Source organism: Pectobacterium araliae (assembly GCF_037076465.1).
Classification (GTDB): domain Bacteria; phylum Pseudomonadota; class Gammaproteobacteria; order Enterobacterales; family Enterobacteriaceae; genus Pectobacterium; species Pectobacterium araliae.
This window is the reverse complement of record NZ_AP028908.1, coordinates 1,565,627-1,583,391: the sequence shown is the minus strand read 5'-3', so window position 1 is coordinate 1,583,391 and position 17,765 is coordinate 1,565,627. Positions and strand designations below refer to the sequence as shown.

At 53.2% G+C, this 17,765-nt stretch carries 13 protein-coding genes; 8 read left to right on the top strand and 5 right to left on the bottom strand.

The window, feature by feature from the left end:
- Nucleotides 1–38: 38 nt before the first annotated feature.
- The 3 genes from ygjG to AACH44_RS07075 all read right to left on the bottom strand — a co-directional run bounded on the left by ygjG (nucleotide 39) and on the right by AACH44_RS07075 (nucleotide 3,479).
- Nucleotides 39–1,445 (bottom strand): putrescine aminotransferase, encoded by a 1,407-nt coding sequence (gene ygjG / locus AACH44_RS07085; RefSeq protein WP_261847872.1) that lies wholly within the window; start codon nucleotides 1,443–1,445, stop codon nucleotides 39–41.
- A 327-nt stretch (nucleotides 1,446–1,772) separates the two neighbouring features.
- Complete coding sequence (gene patD / locus AACH44_RS07080; protein WP_338659539.1) at nucleotides 1,773–3,197, bottom strand: aminobutyraldehyde dehydrogenase; 1,425 nt, start codon at nucleotides 3,195–3,197, stop codon at nucleotides 1,773–1,775.
- 120 nt (nucleotides 3,198–3,317) lie between these two features.
- Entirely contained in the window at nucleotides 3,318–3,479 is a 162-nt protein-coding gene (locus tag AACH44_RS07075; protein ID WP_338659538.1) for a hypothetical protein, read from the bottom strand.
- Between the two features lie 259 nt (nucleotides 3,480–3,738).
- Here AACH44_RS07075 and AACH44_RS07070 point away from each other — a divergent pair, with 259 nt between their 5' ends.
- The 8 genes from AACH44_RS07070 (at nucleotide 3,739) to AACH44_RS07035 (ending at nucleotide 15,936) form a co-directional block, all read left to right on the top strand.
- A complete protein-coding gene (locus AACH44_RS07070; RefSeq protein WP_338659537.1) occupies nucleotides 3,739–4,245 on the top strand; it encodes a sigma-70 family RNA polymerase sigma factor in 507 nt (168 codons plus the stop codon).
- A gap of 102 nt (nucleotides 4,246–4,347) precedes the next feature.
- The gene (locus AACH44_RS07065; protein WP_338659536.1) at nucleotides 4,348–5,301 is read left to right on the top strand and encodes a FecR family protein; all 954 of its coding nucleotides are present in this window, start codon (nucleotides 4,348–4,350) and stop codon (nucleotides 5,299–5,301) included.
- Between the two features lie 259 nt (nucleotides 5,302–5,560).
- Nucleotides 5,561–8,257, top strand: a complete 2,697-nt coding sequence (locus tag AACH44_RS07060) for a TonB-dependent receptor (protein ID WP_338659535.1) — start codon at nucleotides 5,561–5,563, stop codon at nucleotides 8,255–8,257.
- A 120-nt stretch (nucleotides 8,258–8,377) separates the two neighbouring features.
- Nucleotides 8,378–8,965 (top strand): heme acquisition protein HasA, encoded by a 588-nt coding sequence (locus AACH44_RS07055; protein ID WP_261847866.1) that lies wholly within the window; start codon nucleotides 8,378–8,380, stop codon nucleotides 8,963–8,965.
- A gap of 250 nt (nucleotides 8,966–9,215) precedes the next feature.
- Nucleotides 9,216–11,063 (top strand): type I secretion system permease/ATPase, encoded by a 1,848-nt coding sequence (locus AACH44_RS07050; protein ID WP_261847865.1) that lies wholly within the window; start codon nucleotides 9,216–9,218, stop codon nucleotides 11,061–11,063.
- Nucleotides 11,064–11,127: 64 nt separating this feature from the next.
- Nucleotides 11,128–12,486, top strand: coding sequence for an HlyD family type I secretion periplasmic adaptor subunit (locus tag AACH44_RS07045; RefSeq protein ID WP_261847864.1), 1,359 nt, complete (start codon nucleotides 11,128–11,130; stop codon nucleotides 12,484–12,486).
- Nucleotides 12,487–12,488: 2 nt separating this feature from the next.
- Nucleotides 12,489–13,844 carry a TolC family outer membrane protein gene (locus AACH44_RS07040; protein ID WP_261847863.1) on the top strand — a complete coding sequence of 452 codons (1,356 nt, stop codon included), beginning with the start codon at nucleotides 12,489–12,491 and terminating at the stop codon, nucleotides 13,842–13,844.
- A 751-nt stretch (nucleotides 13,845–14,595) separates the two neighbouring features.
- Entirely contained in the window at nucleotides 14,596–15,936 is a 1,341-nt protein-coding gene (locus tag AACH44_RS07035; protein WP_261847862.1) for an anaerobic C4-dicarboxylate transporter, read from the top strand.
- 84 nt (nucleotides 15,937–16,020) lie between these two features.
- On the opposite strand, the gene AACH44_RS07030 is transcribed toward AACH44_RS07035, so the two are convergent.
- Nucleotides 16,021–16,737, bottom strand: a complete 717-nt coding sequence (locus AACH44_RS07030; RefSeq protein WP_261847861.1) for an aspartate/glutamate racemase family protein — start codon at nucleotides 16,735–16,737, stop codon at nucleotides 16,021–16,023.
- On the bottom strand, nucleotides 16,734–17,747 hold the full coding sequence (locus AACH44_RS07025; RefSeq protein WP_261847860.1) for a D-cysteine desulfhydrase: 1,014 nt from the start codon (nucleotides 17,745–17,747) through the stop codon (nucleotides 16,734–16,736). The genes AACH44_RS07030 and AACH44_RS07025 overlap by 4 nt, the downstream gene beginning before the upstream one ends.
- Nucleotides 17,748–17,765: the final 18 nt, after the last annotated feature.

The window sequence follows — 17,765 nt, the reverse complement described above, 5'->3', positions numbered from 1 at the left end:
TGACCATAATCGTGTGCTGCGTGTTTCCGTCTTGTTTTTCACTCTACTGTATATTCCTTCATTTTATTTTCGTCAGGCATGGTGCCACTCAGTTTCTTAAGTACCTCTTTTGCTTCCTTCAACACACGGGCGCATTGCTCGCGCGTGATGGTAAGCGGTGGCTCTATCCTGACCGATTTAGCGTTGTTCAACGTACCGGCGACCAATATATTGCGCTGAAACAACTCTTTCGCGAAGGCGTAGCCGATCTCGTTTTTTCTGAACTCGATAGCCTGTAGCAAGCCCATTCCGCGCGCTTCGATAATCAGTTGAGGATACTCAATTGCCAGTTGCCGTAAGCCCTGTAACAAAAACGCCCCCTGCATTGCCGCCTGTTCTGCCAGATTTTTTGTCAGCAGTTCGTTGATGGTTGCCAGCGCCGCCGCGCAGGCCAGCGGATTGCCGCCGAACGTGGTGGTATGCAGGAACGGGTTTTCAAACAGCACGGAGAACACCTCTTCTGTTGCCACCGTGGCGCCAATCGGCATCACACCGCCGCCCAATGCCTTCGCCAGACACAGAATGTCGGGCTGCACGCCATAATGCTCACAGGCGAACATCTTACCCGTGCGCCCCATACCGGTTTGCACCTCATCCAGAATCAGCAATGCCCCAACCTCATCACATAATGCTCTGACCGCAGGCAAGTAATTTTCCGGTGGCACAATTACCCCGCCTTCCCCCTGAATAGGTTCAAGGATGATGGCTGCAACGTCATCACCGGTCTTCTGGCATTGCTGAACCTGCTTGCGCATGGCGTTGATGTCGCCAAAAGCAACATGATGGAAGCCGGGCAACAGAGGCATGAAAGGACGACGAAACGCGGGTTTGGCGGTGGCGGAAAGCGCACCCAGCGATTTCCCGTGGAATGCGCCTGTCGCGGCGATAAACGTATATTTACCGCGCGGTGACTGGTAGGCCTTCGCCAGCTTTAACGCTGCCTCAACCGATTCCGTTCCGCTATTGCAGAAGAAGCTGTATTTCAGATTGCCCGGCGTTAGCGCCGCTAACGTTTTTGCCAACAATCCCCGCAGCGGATCGAGCAGTTCCTGGCTATGTAGCGGTTGTCTGGCAAGCTGACTCTCAACGGCGGCAATCACATTAGGGTTACGATGCCCCACGTTAAAAATGCCGTAACCGCCCAGACAGTCCAGATATTCATTCCCTTGGGTATCAATCAGCGTATTCGGGCCGCTGGCGCGCCATTCAACTGCGCCGTAGTCGCCGCCGGTAGTGACAGATTTTCGGTACTCCAGAAAACCTGGGTTGACGTATTCACGAAAACAACTCAAAACTTCTTGATTCAGTGCCGCTATGTCATCGTGGGATAGCGTATCACTATGAATCCAATGCAGTGCCTGCTGAGTACACTCTAGCGGGTTAAGGTGGGCGTTTGATCTGGACAAAATGCGCTCCTTGAAAACGGACATCACGCGATGCCAATTTAATTAATGCACAAAACACGCCAGTCGCCCGCCCAAAATCAGAATAAAATACGAAAATGCGATCTAATCCAAAAATTCAGCAGATGATTTGAACTAAATAATAATATGCGGAATTAAAAACCGATAAGCATGGCAAATGCCAGTATGAGGAAAATCAAAGCATCTTGTGATGCCCCACTTTTGTCCAGCGCGCCCTTTTTTGGGGCACGCCGGGGCTGGATAAACGCGCTATATCTTTACCCGCTTGTCGTTCAGGATAAACAGAACCCTGCGGCAGACAGAAGATCCTTAGTGCCGGATCATGATATGGCGCACGATGGTGTAGTCCTCCAGCCCGTACATCGACATATCCTTGCCGTAGCCGGACAGCTTCTGTCCGCCGTGCGGCATTTCGCTCACCAGCATGAAGTGGGTGTTCACCCAGGTACAGCCGTACTGAAGGCACGCGGCCAGACGGTGTGCTCGCCCGATATCTCGTGTCCAGACCGACGAAGCCAGCCCGTAATGTGAGGCATTCGCCCAGCCAATCACCTGCGCTTCATCGTCAAACGGCGTAATGGAAATGACGGGGCCAAACACCTCTTTCTGGACGATTTCATCTTCCTGTTTCGCCCCCGCCAACACCGTCGGCTGGAAATAGAATCCCTGCCCTTTCATCCGCCCGCCACCGGTCACTACCGTGATGTGCGGCAGCGCTTTGGCGCGTTCCACAAAACCTATCACACGTTCAAGCTGCGGCTCGGTAATTAACGGCCCCAGTTCGGTGGTTTCATCATGTGGATCGCCTATTTTCAGCGTCGCTACCGCTTTTCCTAGTGCTTCTACGACTTCATCGTAGATCCCTCGCTGTACATACAGCCGACAGGCCGCGGTGCAGTCTTGCCCCGCGTTGTAGAAACCGAAACTGCGGATTCCATCAACCACCTGATCGACATCAGCATCATCGAACACAATCACTGGCGCTTTGCCGCCGAGTTCCATATGCGTGCGCTTTACGCTCGCAGCAGTATGGGCAAGGATATGCGATCCAGTCGCAATCGAACCGGTTAGCGATACCATGTTGACTTTCTCATGCCCTGTCAGCGCATCACCGATGTCTGCACCACGCCCAAACAGGATATTCACCACGCCAGCAGGAAGTATCTCCGCCAGCAAATGCGCCAGATAGAATGTCGTCAGCGGGGTTTGCTCCGCCGGTTTCAGCACCACGCAGTTTCCTGCCGCCAACGCGGGAGCCAACTTCCACGATGCCATCATCAGCGGATAATTCCACGGGGCAATGGACGCCACCACGCCCACCGGATCGCGCCGGATCATAGAGGTGTGTCCTTCCAGATATTCTCCCGCGGCTGAACCGCTCAGGCAGCGTGCCGCCCCGGCAAAGAAGCGAAACACATCCGCCACCGCAGGCACCTCATCATTCAGCGCCGCGTGATAAGGCTTACCGCAGTTCAGTGATTCCAGCTCAGCGAACGTCTCGGCATTTTCCTCGATGGCATCGGCAATCCGTAGCAGCAGCGTAGCGCGTGTTTTCGGCGTAGTCTGCCCCCAGTGTGCAAAGGCGGACTCCGCAGCCAGAACCGCTGCATCAACCTGGTGCAGATCGGCCTGCGCGATGGCGGCAATTTGCTCTCCCGTTGCGGGGTTGAATACGGGCAATATTTCGCCTTTTCCTGCGACCAGCTTGCCTTCTATCAGTAGTTTGTCATGCATACATTTTCCTTACAGAGAGAAAACGATCGTGTTTTTCATCACTATCTGCAAAATGTCTGTGCAAAAAACTTGCCACGTTATGTTTGCGCATCAATCCGTTCTGCGACAGGCGGCATCAGACTAGGGCGTGTTACCCGACGCTTTCTTCGTCTGCGTAGCAGACTGTCTGGCTTCTTCCGCCAACGCCTCAATTTCTTCTTCCGTCAGTTGATCTGACGCCTCATGCACTTTTGCCAGCCCTTCGCTGACTGTCACGTCTTTGGGATCGTCCTTTGTCGTCATTGTCATTCCTCTTAATCAAATGATACGTCAACAAAGATTAAGTGTAGTCGACGGCGAAAATCCGCCAATCTGAAGAAGATTTAACTCTGCTTTCCCCTTCGTCATATGTGATAATAATTATCAATTACATCATATTTATTATTCAGGGCCTTACCCCATCGAGGACAGTGCCACGCATTTTTATGGGCAGCACCGTGACAAGGGAAAGGATTTCTGTTGCCGCAGAGTCGGCGGGAAGGTCACCTGGCGGGACGTTGGCATGTCAGAGTCTGAACTCAGAATGCTGTTCAACCACTATGCAGAACGGTTAGAACGCTATCTCAATCACAAACTGCGCGACCCTCAGGCAGCGGCAGATCTGGTGCAAGAGAGTTTTTTACGGTTGGCACAACGGCTGGAACAGCAAGATGATGTAGACGACAAGAAAGCCTATCTCTATAAAACAGCCAATAATTTGCTGCTCGACCATGTCCGCCATCAGCAACGCTGGCAGATGGCAACGGGTGTTGACGACATGGATACCACGCTGGACGCTCTGCCTGATGCCGCACCCCAACTCGATCGGGCGGCAATCGCCCAACAGGAGCTGGAGCGTCTGGCAAACATACTGGCAACATTGCCTGAACGCACGCAGTTGATATTTCATCTGCATCGGTTTGAACACATGACACAGGCGCAAATTGCTCAGCAGTTGGATATCTCTCTCAGCACCGTTGAGAAGCATCTTGCTATGACACTGCATGCCATGCTGACGATCCGCTCTTAGTGAAAATAGCTGCCAATAATGAAATAATCACAAATTATTTACGGGTTTATTACCGTCAGACGTCTACTTATTTAGAGACCCTACACACTCCAGGCCTATAACATGAACGATTATCCCCCTGAAATCCATCAACAGGCAGCACGATGGGCCATACGTTTGGCCGAAGCGCCGCTGGAGGATGAACAGGAACTGATATTTCAGCATTGGCTGGCACAAGACCCCCGCCATCATCATGCTTTGGAACAAGCGGGGATGCTCTGGCATGGACTCGGCTCGCTCAGTACCGAGCAAAAAAAGGTCCTGCAACCACTGCCGCTAGCAACATTGCCCAGCAGACGCGTCAACCGTGCGACACAGTGGAAAATCGCGGCCTTATTGCTGTTGGGCTTCAGTCTCGGCACGACGTGGATTTCAGACGGTATTATAACGCTGCGCTCGGATTATCATGCCGATCGTCAGGTTAAACAGGTTACGCTACCGGATGGTAGCCAGGTTGATATGGATGCAGGCAGCGCGATTGCTCTTGCTTACACCGCGCAAGAACGGCGAGTCACATTGCTGCAAGGCTCGGCCTGGTTCACCGTTGCCCCGACAACTACACAGGAAAAACGGCCTTTCCTGGTCGAGGCGGCATCAGGCACCACACAGGCGCTAGGTACACAGTTTATTGTGCAAAATTCATCACAGATAACGACCGTCGGCGTGGTGGAGCACAGCGTTCAGGTAGCCGCAAGCGGACAAGCGCTGCGGCTTGATGAAGAACAGGCTGCGCGTTATACAGAACAAGGTATAACGCGTCTTCCCGGTTGGAATAGTCGCGAGCGTGGCGATTGGCGGCGTGGTCTGCTGATATTTGATCAACAGCCGCTCGCTATCGTGATCGCACGTATCAATCAGTACCGCTCTGGTACGATCGTCATTCCTCGTTCAGCACTGCGCCAACGTCAGGTCAGCGGCATTTTTTCGCTGAACGAGCTAGATAACGCACTGCAAACCATGGCAACTGAACTGGGTGCCAAAACCGTTTCTCTGCCCGGCGTCACTATTCTGTACTGATCCTTTCTCCCTCTGTCTTACCCACTCCTGCCATGCTGCTCAGGCGTGGTAATCACGCATAAATTCCCTTCACGTTCACAAGGCCGCAACTCTGCGGAGAAAAAAATTTAAATATTTTTTTACGGGTTCTGTCATCTCAGCCGTCTTCATATTTAGGTAATGATTTTTATTATCATTTTCATTAAGAATAATGTGGTGAATTATCCCTTTGTTTATTAATGCTTATTGATGATTTAACGGATGGCAGACCAGGCGAAAAATGTTTAAAAGAACACAACAGCAAGACAACCGCTTGTTACAACGGAATCCACTTTCTCTCGCCGTCGGCATCGCACTGTCGTTGTCTGGCTCGCTCCACTATGCGCAAGCAGAAACGCAGGCCGCCAGCGTTCAGGAAGCGGCTCGTCAGAGCACCGCCTTTTCCATCAGCGCGCAGCCGTTGAGCAGCGCGTTGCTGCGTTTCGCCGAACAGGCGGGGCTACAGGTCTTTTTTGCTGACGTCAAACTGGAAAATATGCAGGCCGCCGCGCTTCAAGGGCGCTTCACGCCAGAGCAAGGGCTACGCCAGTTGATCGGTGCTAACCCGGTCGACTTTCAGATCGGCAGCAATGGCGTGATTACTCTGCGCCCTCGTTCAGTCAACGTCGATACGGCAAAAATAGACGACGTGATGACGGTACGCGCGTTTACCGTCGCCAATCCGGGCGACTGGATCTATGAACAACCGCGCGCCATCAGCGTCATTTCACGTGAGCAGATGGATCAGCGCCCTACCCGCCACGCGGCCGATATGTTGGAACAATCTGCTGGTGTGTACTCCAGCGTCAGCCAGCAAGACCCTTCGCTGTCGGTGAACATTCGCGGGATACAGGACTTTGGTCGCGTGAATATGAACATTGACGGTATGCGGCAGAACTTCCAGAAAAGCGGTCACGGGCAGCGTAACGGCCAAATGTATATTGATTCAGAACTGCTCTCCGGCGCTACGATTGAGAAAGGCGCCACGAGCGGTATGGGCGGCGCGGGCGCATTCGGCGGTATCGCTACGTTTAATACCGTCAGCGCCAGTGATTTTCTGGCGCCGGGTAAAGAACTGGGCGGAAAATTGCACGCCAGCACGGGAGACAATGGAACACATTTTATCGGCAGCGGGATTCTCGCACTCGGTAACGAAAGCGGTGATATTTTAGTCGGAGCCAGCGAGCGTCATCTGGGCGATTACTGGCCGGGCAATAAAGGCAAAATTGGCGATATTCGCACCGCATCGGGAAGCGATGAGAACACGCTTCGCGCCAGCGATTCGCTGAAACATGGCAAAGTGACTGACTCAGGCCACACGATGCGCTCTCGGCTGGCTAAAGTAGGCTGGAATCTTCCCGCCAACCAACGTATCCAGTTCAGTTATTTGCAGACTCAGACAGACACGCCCAATCCCAGTATGTTAACGAACACCACGTTCCCCGAACTGGGTTGGAAAAAAAGTGGGTTTAGTAACACCATGTCACGCAGCAGCGCATTGGATTACCACCTAAACCCAGACGATCACGATTGGCTTGATTTTAGCGCCAAACTTTATTATGTCGATACGACCGACAAATCAGACACCTACAGTACCAGCGTCATCGATAATAGTTATTGGACGCGTAGCCGGATGCGTACTTACGGTGTGCAGGTACAGAACACCTCACGTTTCAGTTTACCAGCTCAGCATGAACTGAACGCCAACTACGGCGTTGACGTTTTCTACGATAAGTCCAGCAGTGAGTCCACACGCGAATCCATGGCGGGCGTCACACCAGGTGGTAACCGTTCCCTAGCCAGCATGTTTGCCAACCTGACCTACGGCTATGAGGATTTCCTTACGCTAGAAGGCGGCCTGCGTTATGACCGCTATCGCCTGCGCGGTACAACGGGAATGGAGATCACCGAGTTCCCGTATACGGTGGATAATCCCTGCACGGCAAATCGTCTAACACTCTGCCCGACCGTCAGAAACACTCACTTCTGGAAGGTGGATAGCGAAAGCGGAAAGCTTTCGCCCACCGCCGCTATTGCCGTTAAACCGGGGATAACGTGGCTTGAACTGTTCAGCAATTATGGGAAATCATGGCGCCCACCCGCCATTACGGAAACGTTGACCACGGGCAGCGCGCACTCCTCATCAACGCAATACCCCAACCCTTATTTGGCGCCGGAGCGATCAACCGCGTGGGAAACGGGGTTCAATATTAAGGCCAGCGAGCTGCTTACAGAATCCGATCGTCTGGTTGCCAAGGTGGCGTATTTCGATACCAAGATAAGCAACTACATCAATATGGAGATCGGACGAGTTAAACCCGGTGTTTACACTGGCGCTGGTTCCGGTAACGCAGCGTATGTCAATAATCTGGCAAAAACTCGTTTCCGCGGTATCGAATATCAATTGAATTACGACACGGGTCGATTTTATGCCGATCTGACCTACACCAGAATGATTGGCAAAAATGACTTTTGCTCAAACACGGCCTGGCTTGGCGGCGTCGTCATACGCGAAGGCGGTCGAAATAATTATTACGCCACACCCTATGATGACGTGAATAACTACGAGCAATGCAATTACGGCACCGTTTTTAGCTCGTCTTCTTATATGCCGAGCGATCGGGGAAGTCTCACGATTGGCACCAGAGCATTCGATCGTAAATTAGATGCCGGCGCAGTGATTCGCTACAACCGAGGCTATCAGGATCGCTCGGCGGTGAATCAGGCGGGAGGGACTGGCAATTTCTACGTCGCCGACTGGCCCAAATATACCCTATTCGATCTCTACGCCAGCTATCAAGTCACGAATAATGTAAAGGTCAGTGCGGCAATAGAAAACGTCACTAATCGCGCGTACATCGTTAGCTATGGCGATTCGATTTCATACACGCTGGGGAGAGGAAGAACCATCCAGGGCGGAATTGAATATCGCTTTTAAGCATTTTTTGCAGGGATTACCTGCGAGTGAATCAACCGCGAATCATCACGATGCGCGGTTTGTCAGAGGAGGTACAAAACGCCTCCGTTTATCAGATAGAGTATTAATGAGGAATAAAACATGAGTTTAAGTATTCAGTATGACACCGAGTTTTCCAGTTATTCTATCTCCCAGTACCTGACCGAGTGGTCCTCTTTATTCGGCAATGCTAACCACACCAACGGTAACGTCACCGACAGCAACTCGGGGGGGTTCTACGGTGGCACCTCCTGGAATAACGGGACGCAATACTCTCTGGTCAGCCCGAATAACGACACCTCCGCTTTCGTTGCCGAAGGCAACCTGACGTATCAATTCTCTAACCACGTTCTGTACGGCCAACTGGATTCACTGACCTTTGGTGACGGTCTGAGCGGCGGCACCAGCACCGAATATGCCATTCAAGAACCTCAGGTCACCTTTAGCGGCCTCGATCTCTCCAGCATCGTGGATAGCGGCCGTGAAGGCGTGGTGCATCAGGTTGTTTACGGTCTGATGAGCGGTCAGGTTCAGCCGTTGCTGGACGTGCTAGCCAATGCCGGTATTGATATCAACGCTAGCCTGGATAGCCTGAGCTTCGCGACAGCAACCTCAGATGCGGTACTTTCTGCCGATACCGTGGTTGACGTTGTTGGCGTTGCCGAAACCGCCGATCTGCTGGCGGCATAAGAAAACGGCTAAAAGATGACGCTTTTAGCCGTTTGAGTGAACACCGTCGCGGTACGGAGAGAGTATATACCCTCAATAATTCGAGTTGCAGGGACGCAGCTCGAAATATGGCGGGTACGGCACCGCGACGGTTTATTGAGTGTAATGACCGTTGGCAAACCGCGTCAATAGCGGTACGGCTAACCGCTTTCCCCCTTGTCCACAGTATGTAGTGGGAATGAGCGCGATTTTATTGAAGAAGGAACATCCCATGCCCGCACCCCATCCAGCAGCATCAGGCCGGGAGATTATTGACGCGCTGGCCGCCTACCGCCGGGGGTTCTGGGGAATTGGCCTGTTCAGCGCCGTCATCAACCTGCTGATGCTGGCACCGGCAATTTATATGCTCCAGGTCTATGACCGCGTCCTGCCTTCCAGCAGCACCATGACGCTGGCGATGCTGACGATCATGATGCTTGGTCTGTTTTTATTAATGGGATTACTGGAATGGATACGCAGTGCCGTGGTGATCCGACTCGGCACACAGATGGATATGCGCCTGAATCAGCGCATCTACAACGCCGCGTTTGAAAGTAATCTCAAGAATGGAACGGCGGGAGCCGGACAAGCCTTAAACGATCTTACCGCTCTGCGTCAGTTCGCCACCGGAAACGCGCTATTCGCTTTCTTTGATGCACCGTGGTTTCCCGTTTACCTTCTGGTGATCTTCTTACTTCATCCCTGGCTGGGCGCAATGGCACTGGCGGGGGCGATTATGCTGATTGTGCTGGCCTGGTTGAATCAAAAACTTACGCGAGAACCCTTAGCTTTAGCGGCACAAAATACCGTTCAGGCGACACAGCAGGCCAATGCCAATTTGCGCAACGCCGATGCTATCGAAGCCATGGGAATGCTGCCCGCCATGCGTGAGCGCTGGCTGACGCAGCACAACGCATTTCTCTATTATCAGAATGTTGCCAGCGAAAAAAGCGCCAACATCACCTCGCTGACGAAAAGCACCCGGTTAGCGCTTCAGTCGCTGATGCTGGGTCTGGGCGCACTACTGGCCGTCAATGGCGATATCACACCGGGTATGATGATTGCGGGTTCCATTCTGGTAAGCCGCGTACTCAGCCCGATCGATCAAATCATTGGCGTCTGGAAACAGTGGATGCAGGCACGCCTCGCCTGGCAACGTGTCAACCTCTTGCTCGATAATCACCCAGCACGACAGATCGGCATGGCGCTGCCCGCTCCAGAAGGTAAGCTTCAGGTAGAGCAACTCAGCGCCAACGCCCCCAATACCCGAACGCCCATACTCGCCAATATTACGTTTGAACTGGCTCCCGGCGATGTGCTTGGCGTTTTAGGCCCTTCCGGTTCAGGTAAATCCACCCTCGCCCGCCTGCTGGTGGCGGCCATGCCCGCCCTCGGCGGCAAAGTCAGGCTGGATGGTGCAGACATGCACCAATGGGACAAAGGCGAACTGGGCCAGTTCATCGGCTATCTCCCACAGGATGTACAGCTTTTCAGCGGGACGATTGCCGAAAACATCGCCCGTTTCACTCAGCCGGATGCAGAAAAGATCGTCGCCGCCGCTATCACAGCAGGCGTTCATGAAATGATTCTACGGTTGCCACAGGGCTACGATACCCCGCTGGGTGAAGGCGGTGCCGGGCTATCCGGCGGTCAAAAACAGCGCGTCGCTCTCGCCAGAGCCATTTACAACCAGCCACGCCTGATTGTCATGGATGAACCGAATGCCAGCTTGGATGACGACGGCGAGAAAGCCTTAGTGGCCGCCATTGCTGCCCAGCAGGAAAATCAAAGCACGCAGATATTAATCACACATAAGCCTGCTCTGCTCTCCTGCGCCAATAAGCTATTAGTCCTACGCGCTGGGCAGATCCAGTATTTCGGCGCGACAGAGCAGGTGCTGAAAGAACTACAGCGAGCTAAACCCGCTAAGGCTTCTATTACCCAATCCACCAACGCCAAACCCACACCGGTTAAAACAGCCGACGCCGCGAATACCTTTATCCCAAAGGAACCAGGTTCAGCCGGGCTGAGTATGGTGTACAGCGCGCCGACGTCTCGCCGTGCCGTGCCGGATAAATGAGGCTCAACACATTGCTCACTAACGCCCGTCATCAGGAAAGCATCATGGAAGGAAGAGGATAACCATGTCCGCGCTACGCGAAGTCCCACCACTGTCGACCGTCTCCCAGCATCAGGCGGCGGATAACGTTGCAGCGATGCCGTTACATACTGATGCCGGACGCTATTTGAAGCACGGCATTTGGCTGGTTTTGGCAGGCTTTGGTGGTCTGCTGCTTTGGGCAGGCATGGCACCGTTGGATAAAGGTGTCGCCGTATCCGGTCGAGTTGTCGTCGCGGATAGCCGTAAAGCTGTGCAACCTGTTAGCAGCGGGCGCATCGCCACGCTCGCCGTGCGGGATGGTGACCGCGTGCAGGCTGGGCAGATTCTTGCTACGCTGGATCAAACGCCCGCTCAGGCGCAGCGCGATAATCTCGTCACGCAGCTTCAGGAAGCGCACGCGGGTGAAGCGCGTTTGATCGCAGAGCGCGACGATCTGGGTACGCTCCCCTTCCCTGCTCCCACTGAGCAATACAGCACCGTCATACAACAGATCCAGATCGCCCAGCAGCAACTCTTCATCAGCCGTCGTGCGGCGTTGCAGCAGGAACGCGCCGCGATGCAAGCCGCCATCATCGGGGCAAAAGCACAGTCACAGGGGTCACAGGCGCTGCTTGCCAGCAGCCAAACGCAGTTCCAGATCGTCAGTGAGCAGCTACGCGGATTACGTCCATTAGCACAAGAAGGGTATATCGCCCGTAATCGCCTGTTGGACGTCGAGCGACAAGCCGCTCAACTGGCGGGGGCGATTGCGCAGGAACGCAATAATCAGGTGCAACTCCAGCAGCAGGTCGTCGAGCTGGAACAAAAGATTCAGCAGCGCCAGAACGAATACCAAAAGGAAGTACGCGCCCAGCTCGCCGATACCCAGCGTTCCATTCAGGATCTCACCCAGCGGCTGAAAACGGCGGATTATGAACTTCAGCATACGCACATTCGCGCGCCCGCCAGCGGCACGGTGGTCGGGTTGGCGCTGCACACCGAAGGCGGCGTCGTGAACAGCGGGCAGATGTTGATGGAGATCGTTCCTGATGGGCAACCGCTATTGATTGACGCACAGTTGCCTATCGAACTGGTGGACAGAGTCAGCAACGAGCTACCCGTCGAACTGCTGTTTTCTGCGTTCAATCAAAGCACCACACCACGTACTTCCGGCGTTGTCACACTCATCAGTGCCGATCAGCTCGTCGAGCAGCAGACGGGAAAACCCTATTACGCCTTACGTATACGCGTCAATGAACAGGGTAAGCAGCAGCTTGCCGGGCTGGATGTTCGGCCCGGCATGCCAGTGGAAGCCTTTATTCGTACCGGTGAGCGTTCCCTGCTCAACTATCTGTTCAAACCGCTTTCCGATCGCCTGCATCTGGCACTGACCGAGGAATAACCATGCTGCGCCTTTCACCCGTTTACCGCGCGGCGATCCGCTCCTGCTATGCCGTACCCATTTTTCTCACACTGCTTTACAGCGCACCGAGTCAGGCACTGGGACTCATGGAAGCCTGGCAACAGGCGCTGACGCACGATCCTGCTTTTCAGGCAGCCGTACATGCACGCAACGCCGACAGCGAAGAGAAGAATATCGGGCGAGCCGGACTGTTGCCAAAAGTCACCTATGACTACAACCAATCCCGCAACGATTCCACGGTTACAGCGGGTGGCCAACAGTCGGAACGGGATTATACCAGCCGGGCTTCCAGCTTTTCCGTGCAACAGCCGTTGATCGACTACGCAGCGTGGTCGCGCTTTCAGCAGGGTGAAGCCAGCGCCGTACTGGCAGACGAACAGTTGCGTGATGCCAGCCAACAGTTGCTGGTTCGCCTGTTTCAAGCCTACACCAACGTGCTGTTTAGCCGCGAACAGATTGCGCTGGTTCAGGCACAGCAGCGCGCCTATCGCGAACAATACCAACTGAATCAACGTCTTTTTCAGCAGGGAGAAGGCACCCGTACCGATATGCTGGAAACCGAAGCGCGGGTCAACCTGACAGAGGCACAGCTCATCGAAACGCAGGACAATCTGGATATCAGCCTACGTGAACTGGAAACGCTGCTGGGTATACCTGTTGGCGTAGAGCAACTTGCGGCATTAACCTCGCATTTCACAGCGCTACCGCTTCACCCTGCGGGCTATCAGTACTGGCAATCGCTGGCGCTCCGTCACAACGCGCAGCTATTGGCGCTAAATCAATCGCTGGCCGTGGCGAAATACGGCATTGAGCGTAACCGAGCGGGTCACCTGCCGCAGGTCACGCTGGTCGCCAGCACACGTAACACGCAATCAGATACTGAAAACAGCTACAACCAGAAATACGATACGCGGTCGATTGGTATCCGCGTTAGCGTACCGATTTTTGCAGGCGGTGGCGTCTCTGCCGCAACGCGTCAGGCAAAGGAGCGCTATCAGCAGACCGCACGGGAAAAGGACGAACAAACGGCAACCATTCAGACGGAATTGCGCCGCCAGTTCAATTTAGTCACCAGCAGTCAGGCGAAAATCCGTGCTTATGAACTGGCAGAAAAATCAGCACTGGCGCTGGTCACCGCCACACAGAAGAGCGTTCAGGGTGGGGAACGTGTGAACCTTGATGTACTGAATGCCGAACAACAGCTTTACGGTGCACGACGCGACCTGACCGAAGCGCGTTATACCTGGCTAACAGCCTGGCTACAACTGCGTTACTACGCAGGCACGCTGGATGAGCAGACATTACGCCAGTTAGCGACCTATTTCGCGCACAGTTAGTCGCATAGTGCATAGTTAGTCGCATAGCGGGTGCCGCTCAAAAAGAGAATAACCACACCGATATTCGGCTATATTCTGCTTTGAAAGGGAAATATCCGCTATCCAGATATTCTAAAAAATTTATAGAAACTTTATCTTAATAACCAATCACTCTATAAAAATAGTCGCCCTTCGCATCAAAGGAAAAAATAACAAAAAACACATCAGCTATATTTCTAGAATGAGTCGCATCAACGTGCAGATTTTTATTTCCCGACAAAACCACAATGGCCTAATGTTGACTTCATTGCCAAAGAGGGATTCATTTTTCAATTTTTAAACTAATCATTTAAAAACAATAGAATATGGGGAAATACCCCGTTAATGGTAGATTAATTAACATCGAGATGCATTTTTTATGGTAAACATTAACGAAAACAGAAACCAAAACAACACAAGCCATAACAAAATAAAAACAAAGCATTAATTATTTTTAAAAAACACCCCAAAGACCATTAACAACCTCGTCAAACGCCGATCACACCCATTATTAACAAACTAAAATCACACTTAATAAACTAAATAAATCAAAAATACTCAATTATTGCGAGCAAGATCTTTTATTTCCAGCAAATAACATAAAGGTAAAATTAAATAGATTTAGATCAAGAAAACAAATAACAACCCGTCCATATAGTAGCCACAGTAAATCTCTACCTATTTTAATTCTAACGAATTATTTCATTATATTAAGCAATGCAATGGGGCTACTATGGATTTCATCATTCAATTAGTCATTGTCCTAATCTGCCTTTTTTACGGGGCAAGAAAAGGCGGGATCGCGCTGGGTTTATTAGGCGGGGTCGGACTTGTTATTCTGGTCTTTATCTTTAAACTGCAACCGGGTAAACCCCCTGTTGACGTCATGTTGGTCATCATTGCCGTGGTGGCCGCCTCGGCAACGCTTCAGGCATCGGGCGGACTGGATGTCATGCTGCAACTCGCAGAACGTATGCTGCGGCGTAACCCGAAATACGTTTCGATTATCGCGCCGTTTGTCACCTGTATTCTGACGATCCTGTGCGGTACAGGCCACGTGGTGTATACCATCCTGCCGATTATTTATGATGTCGCCATCAAGAATAATATCCGTCCTGAAAGACCGATGGCTGCCAGTTCCATCGGTGCACAGATGGGAATTATTGCCAGTCCGGTTTCTGTTGCGGTGGTATCGCTAGTTGCCATGCTGGCTAATTTCACCTTCCAGGGTAAACATCTGGGATTCCTTGATCTGCTCGCAATTACCATCCCCTCCACCCTACTGGGTATCTTGGCGATAGGGATTTTCAGTTGGTTCCGCGGTAAGGATCTGGACAAGGATGAAGACTTTCAGAAATTCATCGCCGATCCAGAAAACAAACAGTATGTGTATGGCGATACCGCTACGCTGCTAGACAGAAAACTGCCGCGCAGCAACTGGATCGCCATGTGGATTTTTCTGGCAACTATCGGTGCGGTGGCCATTCTCGGGGCGGTTGAAGAGCTGCGTCCGGTTTTCGCTGGCAAGCCGCTGTCGATGGTCCTGGTGATCCAGATGTTTATGCTGCTTTCTGGCGCAATCATCATTATCGCAACCAAAACCAATCCGTCATCAATCTCGAAAAACGAAGTGTTCCGTTCGGGGATGATTGCCATCGTCGCGGTATATGGTATCGCCTGGATGGCGGAAACCATGTTCGGTGCACATCTGGAAGAAATCAAATCCACGCTTGGCTCGTTGGTGAAAGTCTATCCCTGGGCTTACGCCATTATCCTGCTGATCGTGTCCAAATTCGTTAACTCGCAGGCGGCAGCACTGGCAGCGATAGTTCCTGTTGCGCTGGCCATCGGGGTCGATCCGGCGTACATCGTGGCCTCAGCACCGGCCTGCTACGGTTACTATATTCTGCCGACCTACCCAAGCGATCTGGCTGCCATCCAGTTCGACCGCTCAGGCACCACCAAAATCGGCCGTTTCGTTATCAACCACAGCTTCATTCTGCCAGGTTTGATCGGCGTAAGTACCTCTTGCGTCTTTGGCTGGGTGTTCGCCGCGATGTACGGCTTCCTGTAATCCGCCGAAAAACCGCCCAGCAATAGGCAGCTTTAATGAGATTGTCACTCCACCCTGTGAGCAGCACGCTGGCAGGGTGTTTTTTTATCTCTGTAGCCAGAGGCGAACGCACGCCTGTGCCAATGCACGCGTGGGGTCGATGCTGATATCCCTCCAGCGTGACGATACCGCCTCCAGCGCAGGCGGTACTTCCGTGCAGGCCAGCACCAGACGTTCTGCTCCCCGTTCCACCAACTGTGCCGCAAGCTGCTCCAGCAACCGCCCACCGTGCTGTAATTCTCCACGCTTTACCGCATAGCACCCCGGAACAAAAAGCGTTGTCATTTCCTGTTCGTTCGGCACCACGGTTTCCGCACCTAACTGCGCGGCAAAACGCTGCTGATACCATCCTGCATTGAGCGTCCCGTGAGTCGCAATCAACCCGATTTTACGCGGTGATGCTTTTGCCTCATCGGCCTGTGTCAGCGCGTACAGCGTGGCATCGGCAATATGCACCAGCGGTGCAGGGCTGACCTCAGCGAACGCGTCAAACCAGTGGTGCGCCGTATTGCACGGCACCACAATATGGCTGACCGACAGGCGATTCAACTGCCGGATAGCGTGCAACAGCGTCGGCAGCGGCGATTCACCGTTGCCTGCCAGCGCCTGTTGGCGATCGGGAATTTGCGGTACGTTCCAGACGACCACCGGCACATGATCCTGATCGCGGCTGGCGGGCGTTTCTTCAACGATTTTATGCAACAGATCGACCGTCGCCAGCGGCCCCATGCCACCCAGCACGCCAATCAGTGGCGTACTCATTGTGCGGCCGTTTGTTCGAACAGTTGACGGTAGCCAAACAACCCCGCCGAACCACCGGTATGGATGAAAACAATGTTTTCATCGGCGCGAAAATGTCCCTGACGAATCAGATCGATCAGCCCCGCCATCCCTTTGCCTGAATAAACGGGATCGAGCAAAATGCCTTCCAACTGCGCTAACAGCCTGAGCGCTTCCAGCGTTCCTTCAGTGGGAATGCCGTAGCCTTTGCCAACATAGTCGCTGTTTACCTGCACCGCGCTACGCGGCAGTTCACCGGGAATCCCCAGCAGTTGCCAGGTACGCTGTGCTAATGCGTAAACATTCTCTTCCTGCTTCGCTTTCGGCGCTCTGACGCTGATGCCTAGTAGTGGAATCTGGCTGTGTGTTGCCGCCAGTCCGGTAACCAATCCCGCCTGCGTTCCGGTACTGCCCGTCGCATGCACAATATGATCGATGCGCAGACGCTGCTGGCTGGACTGGAACAACAGTTCTTCCGCACAGGCAACGTAGCCCAACGCGCCTACCGGGCTGGAGCCGCCGCCGGGGATGACATAAGGCTTCAATCCTTCTTTACGCAGTGATTCCGCTAACGTTTCCATCGCCTGCTGCATATCCGTACCCGCTGGCAGATGATCGATAATTTCACCGCCCAGCAGGTTATCCAGCAGCACGTTACCGGAGCGCTGGTAGTCTTCACCGTAGTCCTCCACGCGTTTTTCCAGCAGCACCTTGGTTTTCAGCCCGAGCTTTGCCGCTGCCGCAATGGTTTGTCGCACATGGTTAGACTGCGTCGCGCCCTGCGTGATGATGACATCCGCGCCCTGCTGCTGCGCATCGGCAAGCAGGAACTCCAGTTTGCGGGTTTTATTCCCACCGGTCGCTAATCCTGTCGCGTCGTCGCGTTTGATATAAATCGTCGGCCCGCCCAGATACGCTGACAAGTTCGGTAGCGCCTCCAGCGGCGTAGGGAAATGACCGAGTGATAAACGGGGGAATCGGGCAAGGTGCATGATGTTCTCCTGAGAAAT

Bases quoted from the DNA above. Each gene is read 5' to 3' on its own strand.
- AACH44_RS07025 (WP_261847860.1), bottom strand. From the start codon at position 17,747: ATGCACCTTGCCCGATTCCCCCGTTTATCACTCGGTCATTTCCCTACG.
- AACH44_RS07040 (WP_261847863.1), top strand. From the start codon at position 12,489: ATGCTGCGCCTTTCACCCGTTTACCGCGCGGCGATCCGCTCCTGCTAT.
- AACH44_RS07045 (WP_261847864.1), top strand. From the start codon at position 11,128: ATGTCCGCGCTACGCGAAGTCCCACCACTGTCGACCGTCTCCCAGCAT.
- AACH44_RS07070 (WP_338659537.1), top strand. From the start codon at position 3,739: ATGTCAGAGTCTGAACTCAGAATGCTGTTCAACCACTATGCAGAACGG.
- AACH44_RS07055 (WP_261847866.1), top strand. From the start codon at position 8,378: ATGAGTTTAAGTATTCAGTATGACACCGAGTTTTCCAGTTATTCTATC.
- AACH44_RS07050 (WP_261847865.1), top strand. From the start codon at position 9,216: ATGCCCGCACCCCATCCAGCAGCATCAGGCCGGGAGATTATTGACGCG.
- AACH44_RS07035 (WP_261847862.1), top strand. From the start codon at position 14,596: ATGGATTTCATCATTCAATTAGTCATTGTCCTAATCTGCCTTTTTTAC.
- AACH44_RS07030 (WP_261847861.1), bottom strand. From the start codon at position 16,737: ATGAGTACGCCACTGATTGGCGTGCTGGGTGGCATGGGGCCGCTGGCG.
- patD (WP_338659539.1), bottom strand. From the start codon at position 3,197: ATGCATGACAAACTACTGATAGAAGGCAAGCTGGTCGCAGGAAAAGGC.
- AACH44_RS07060 (WP_338659535.1), top strand. From the start codon at position 5,561: ATGTTTAAAAGAACACAACAGCAAGACAACCGCTTGTTACAACGGAAT.
- AACH44_RS07065 (WP_338659536.1), top strand. From the start codon at position 4,348: ATGAACGATTATCCCCCTGAAATCCATCAACAGGCAGCACGATGGGCC.
- AACH44_RS07075 (WP_338659538.1), bottom strand. From the start codon at position 3,479: ATGACGACAAAGGACGATCCCAAAGACGTGACAGTCAGCGAAGGGCTG.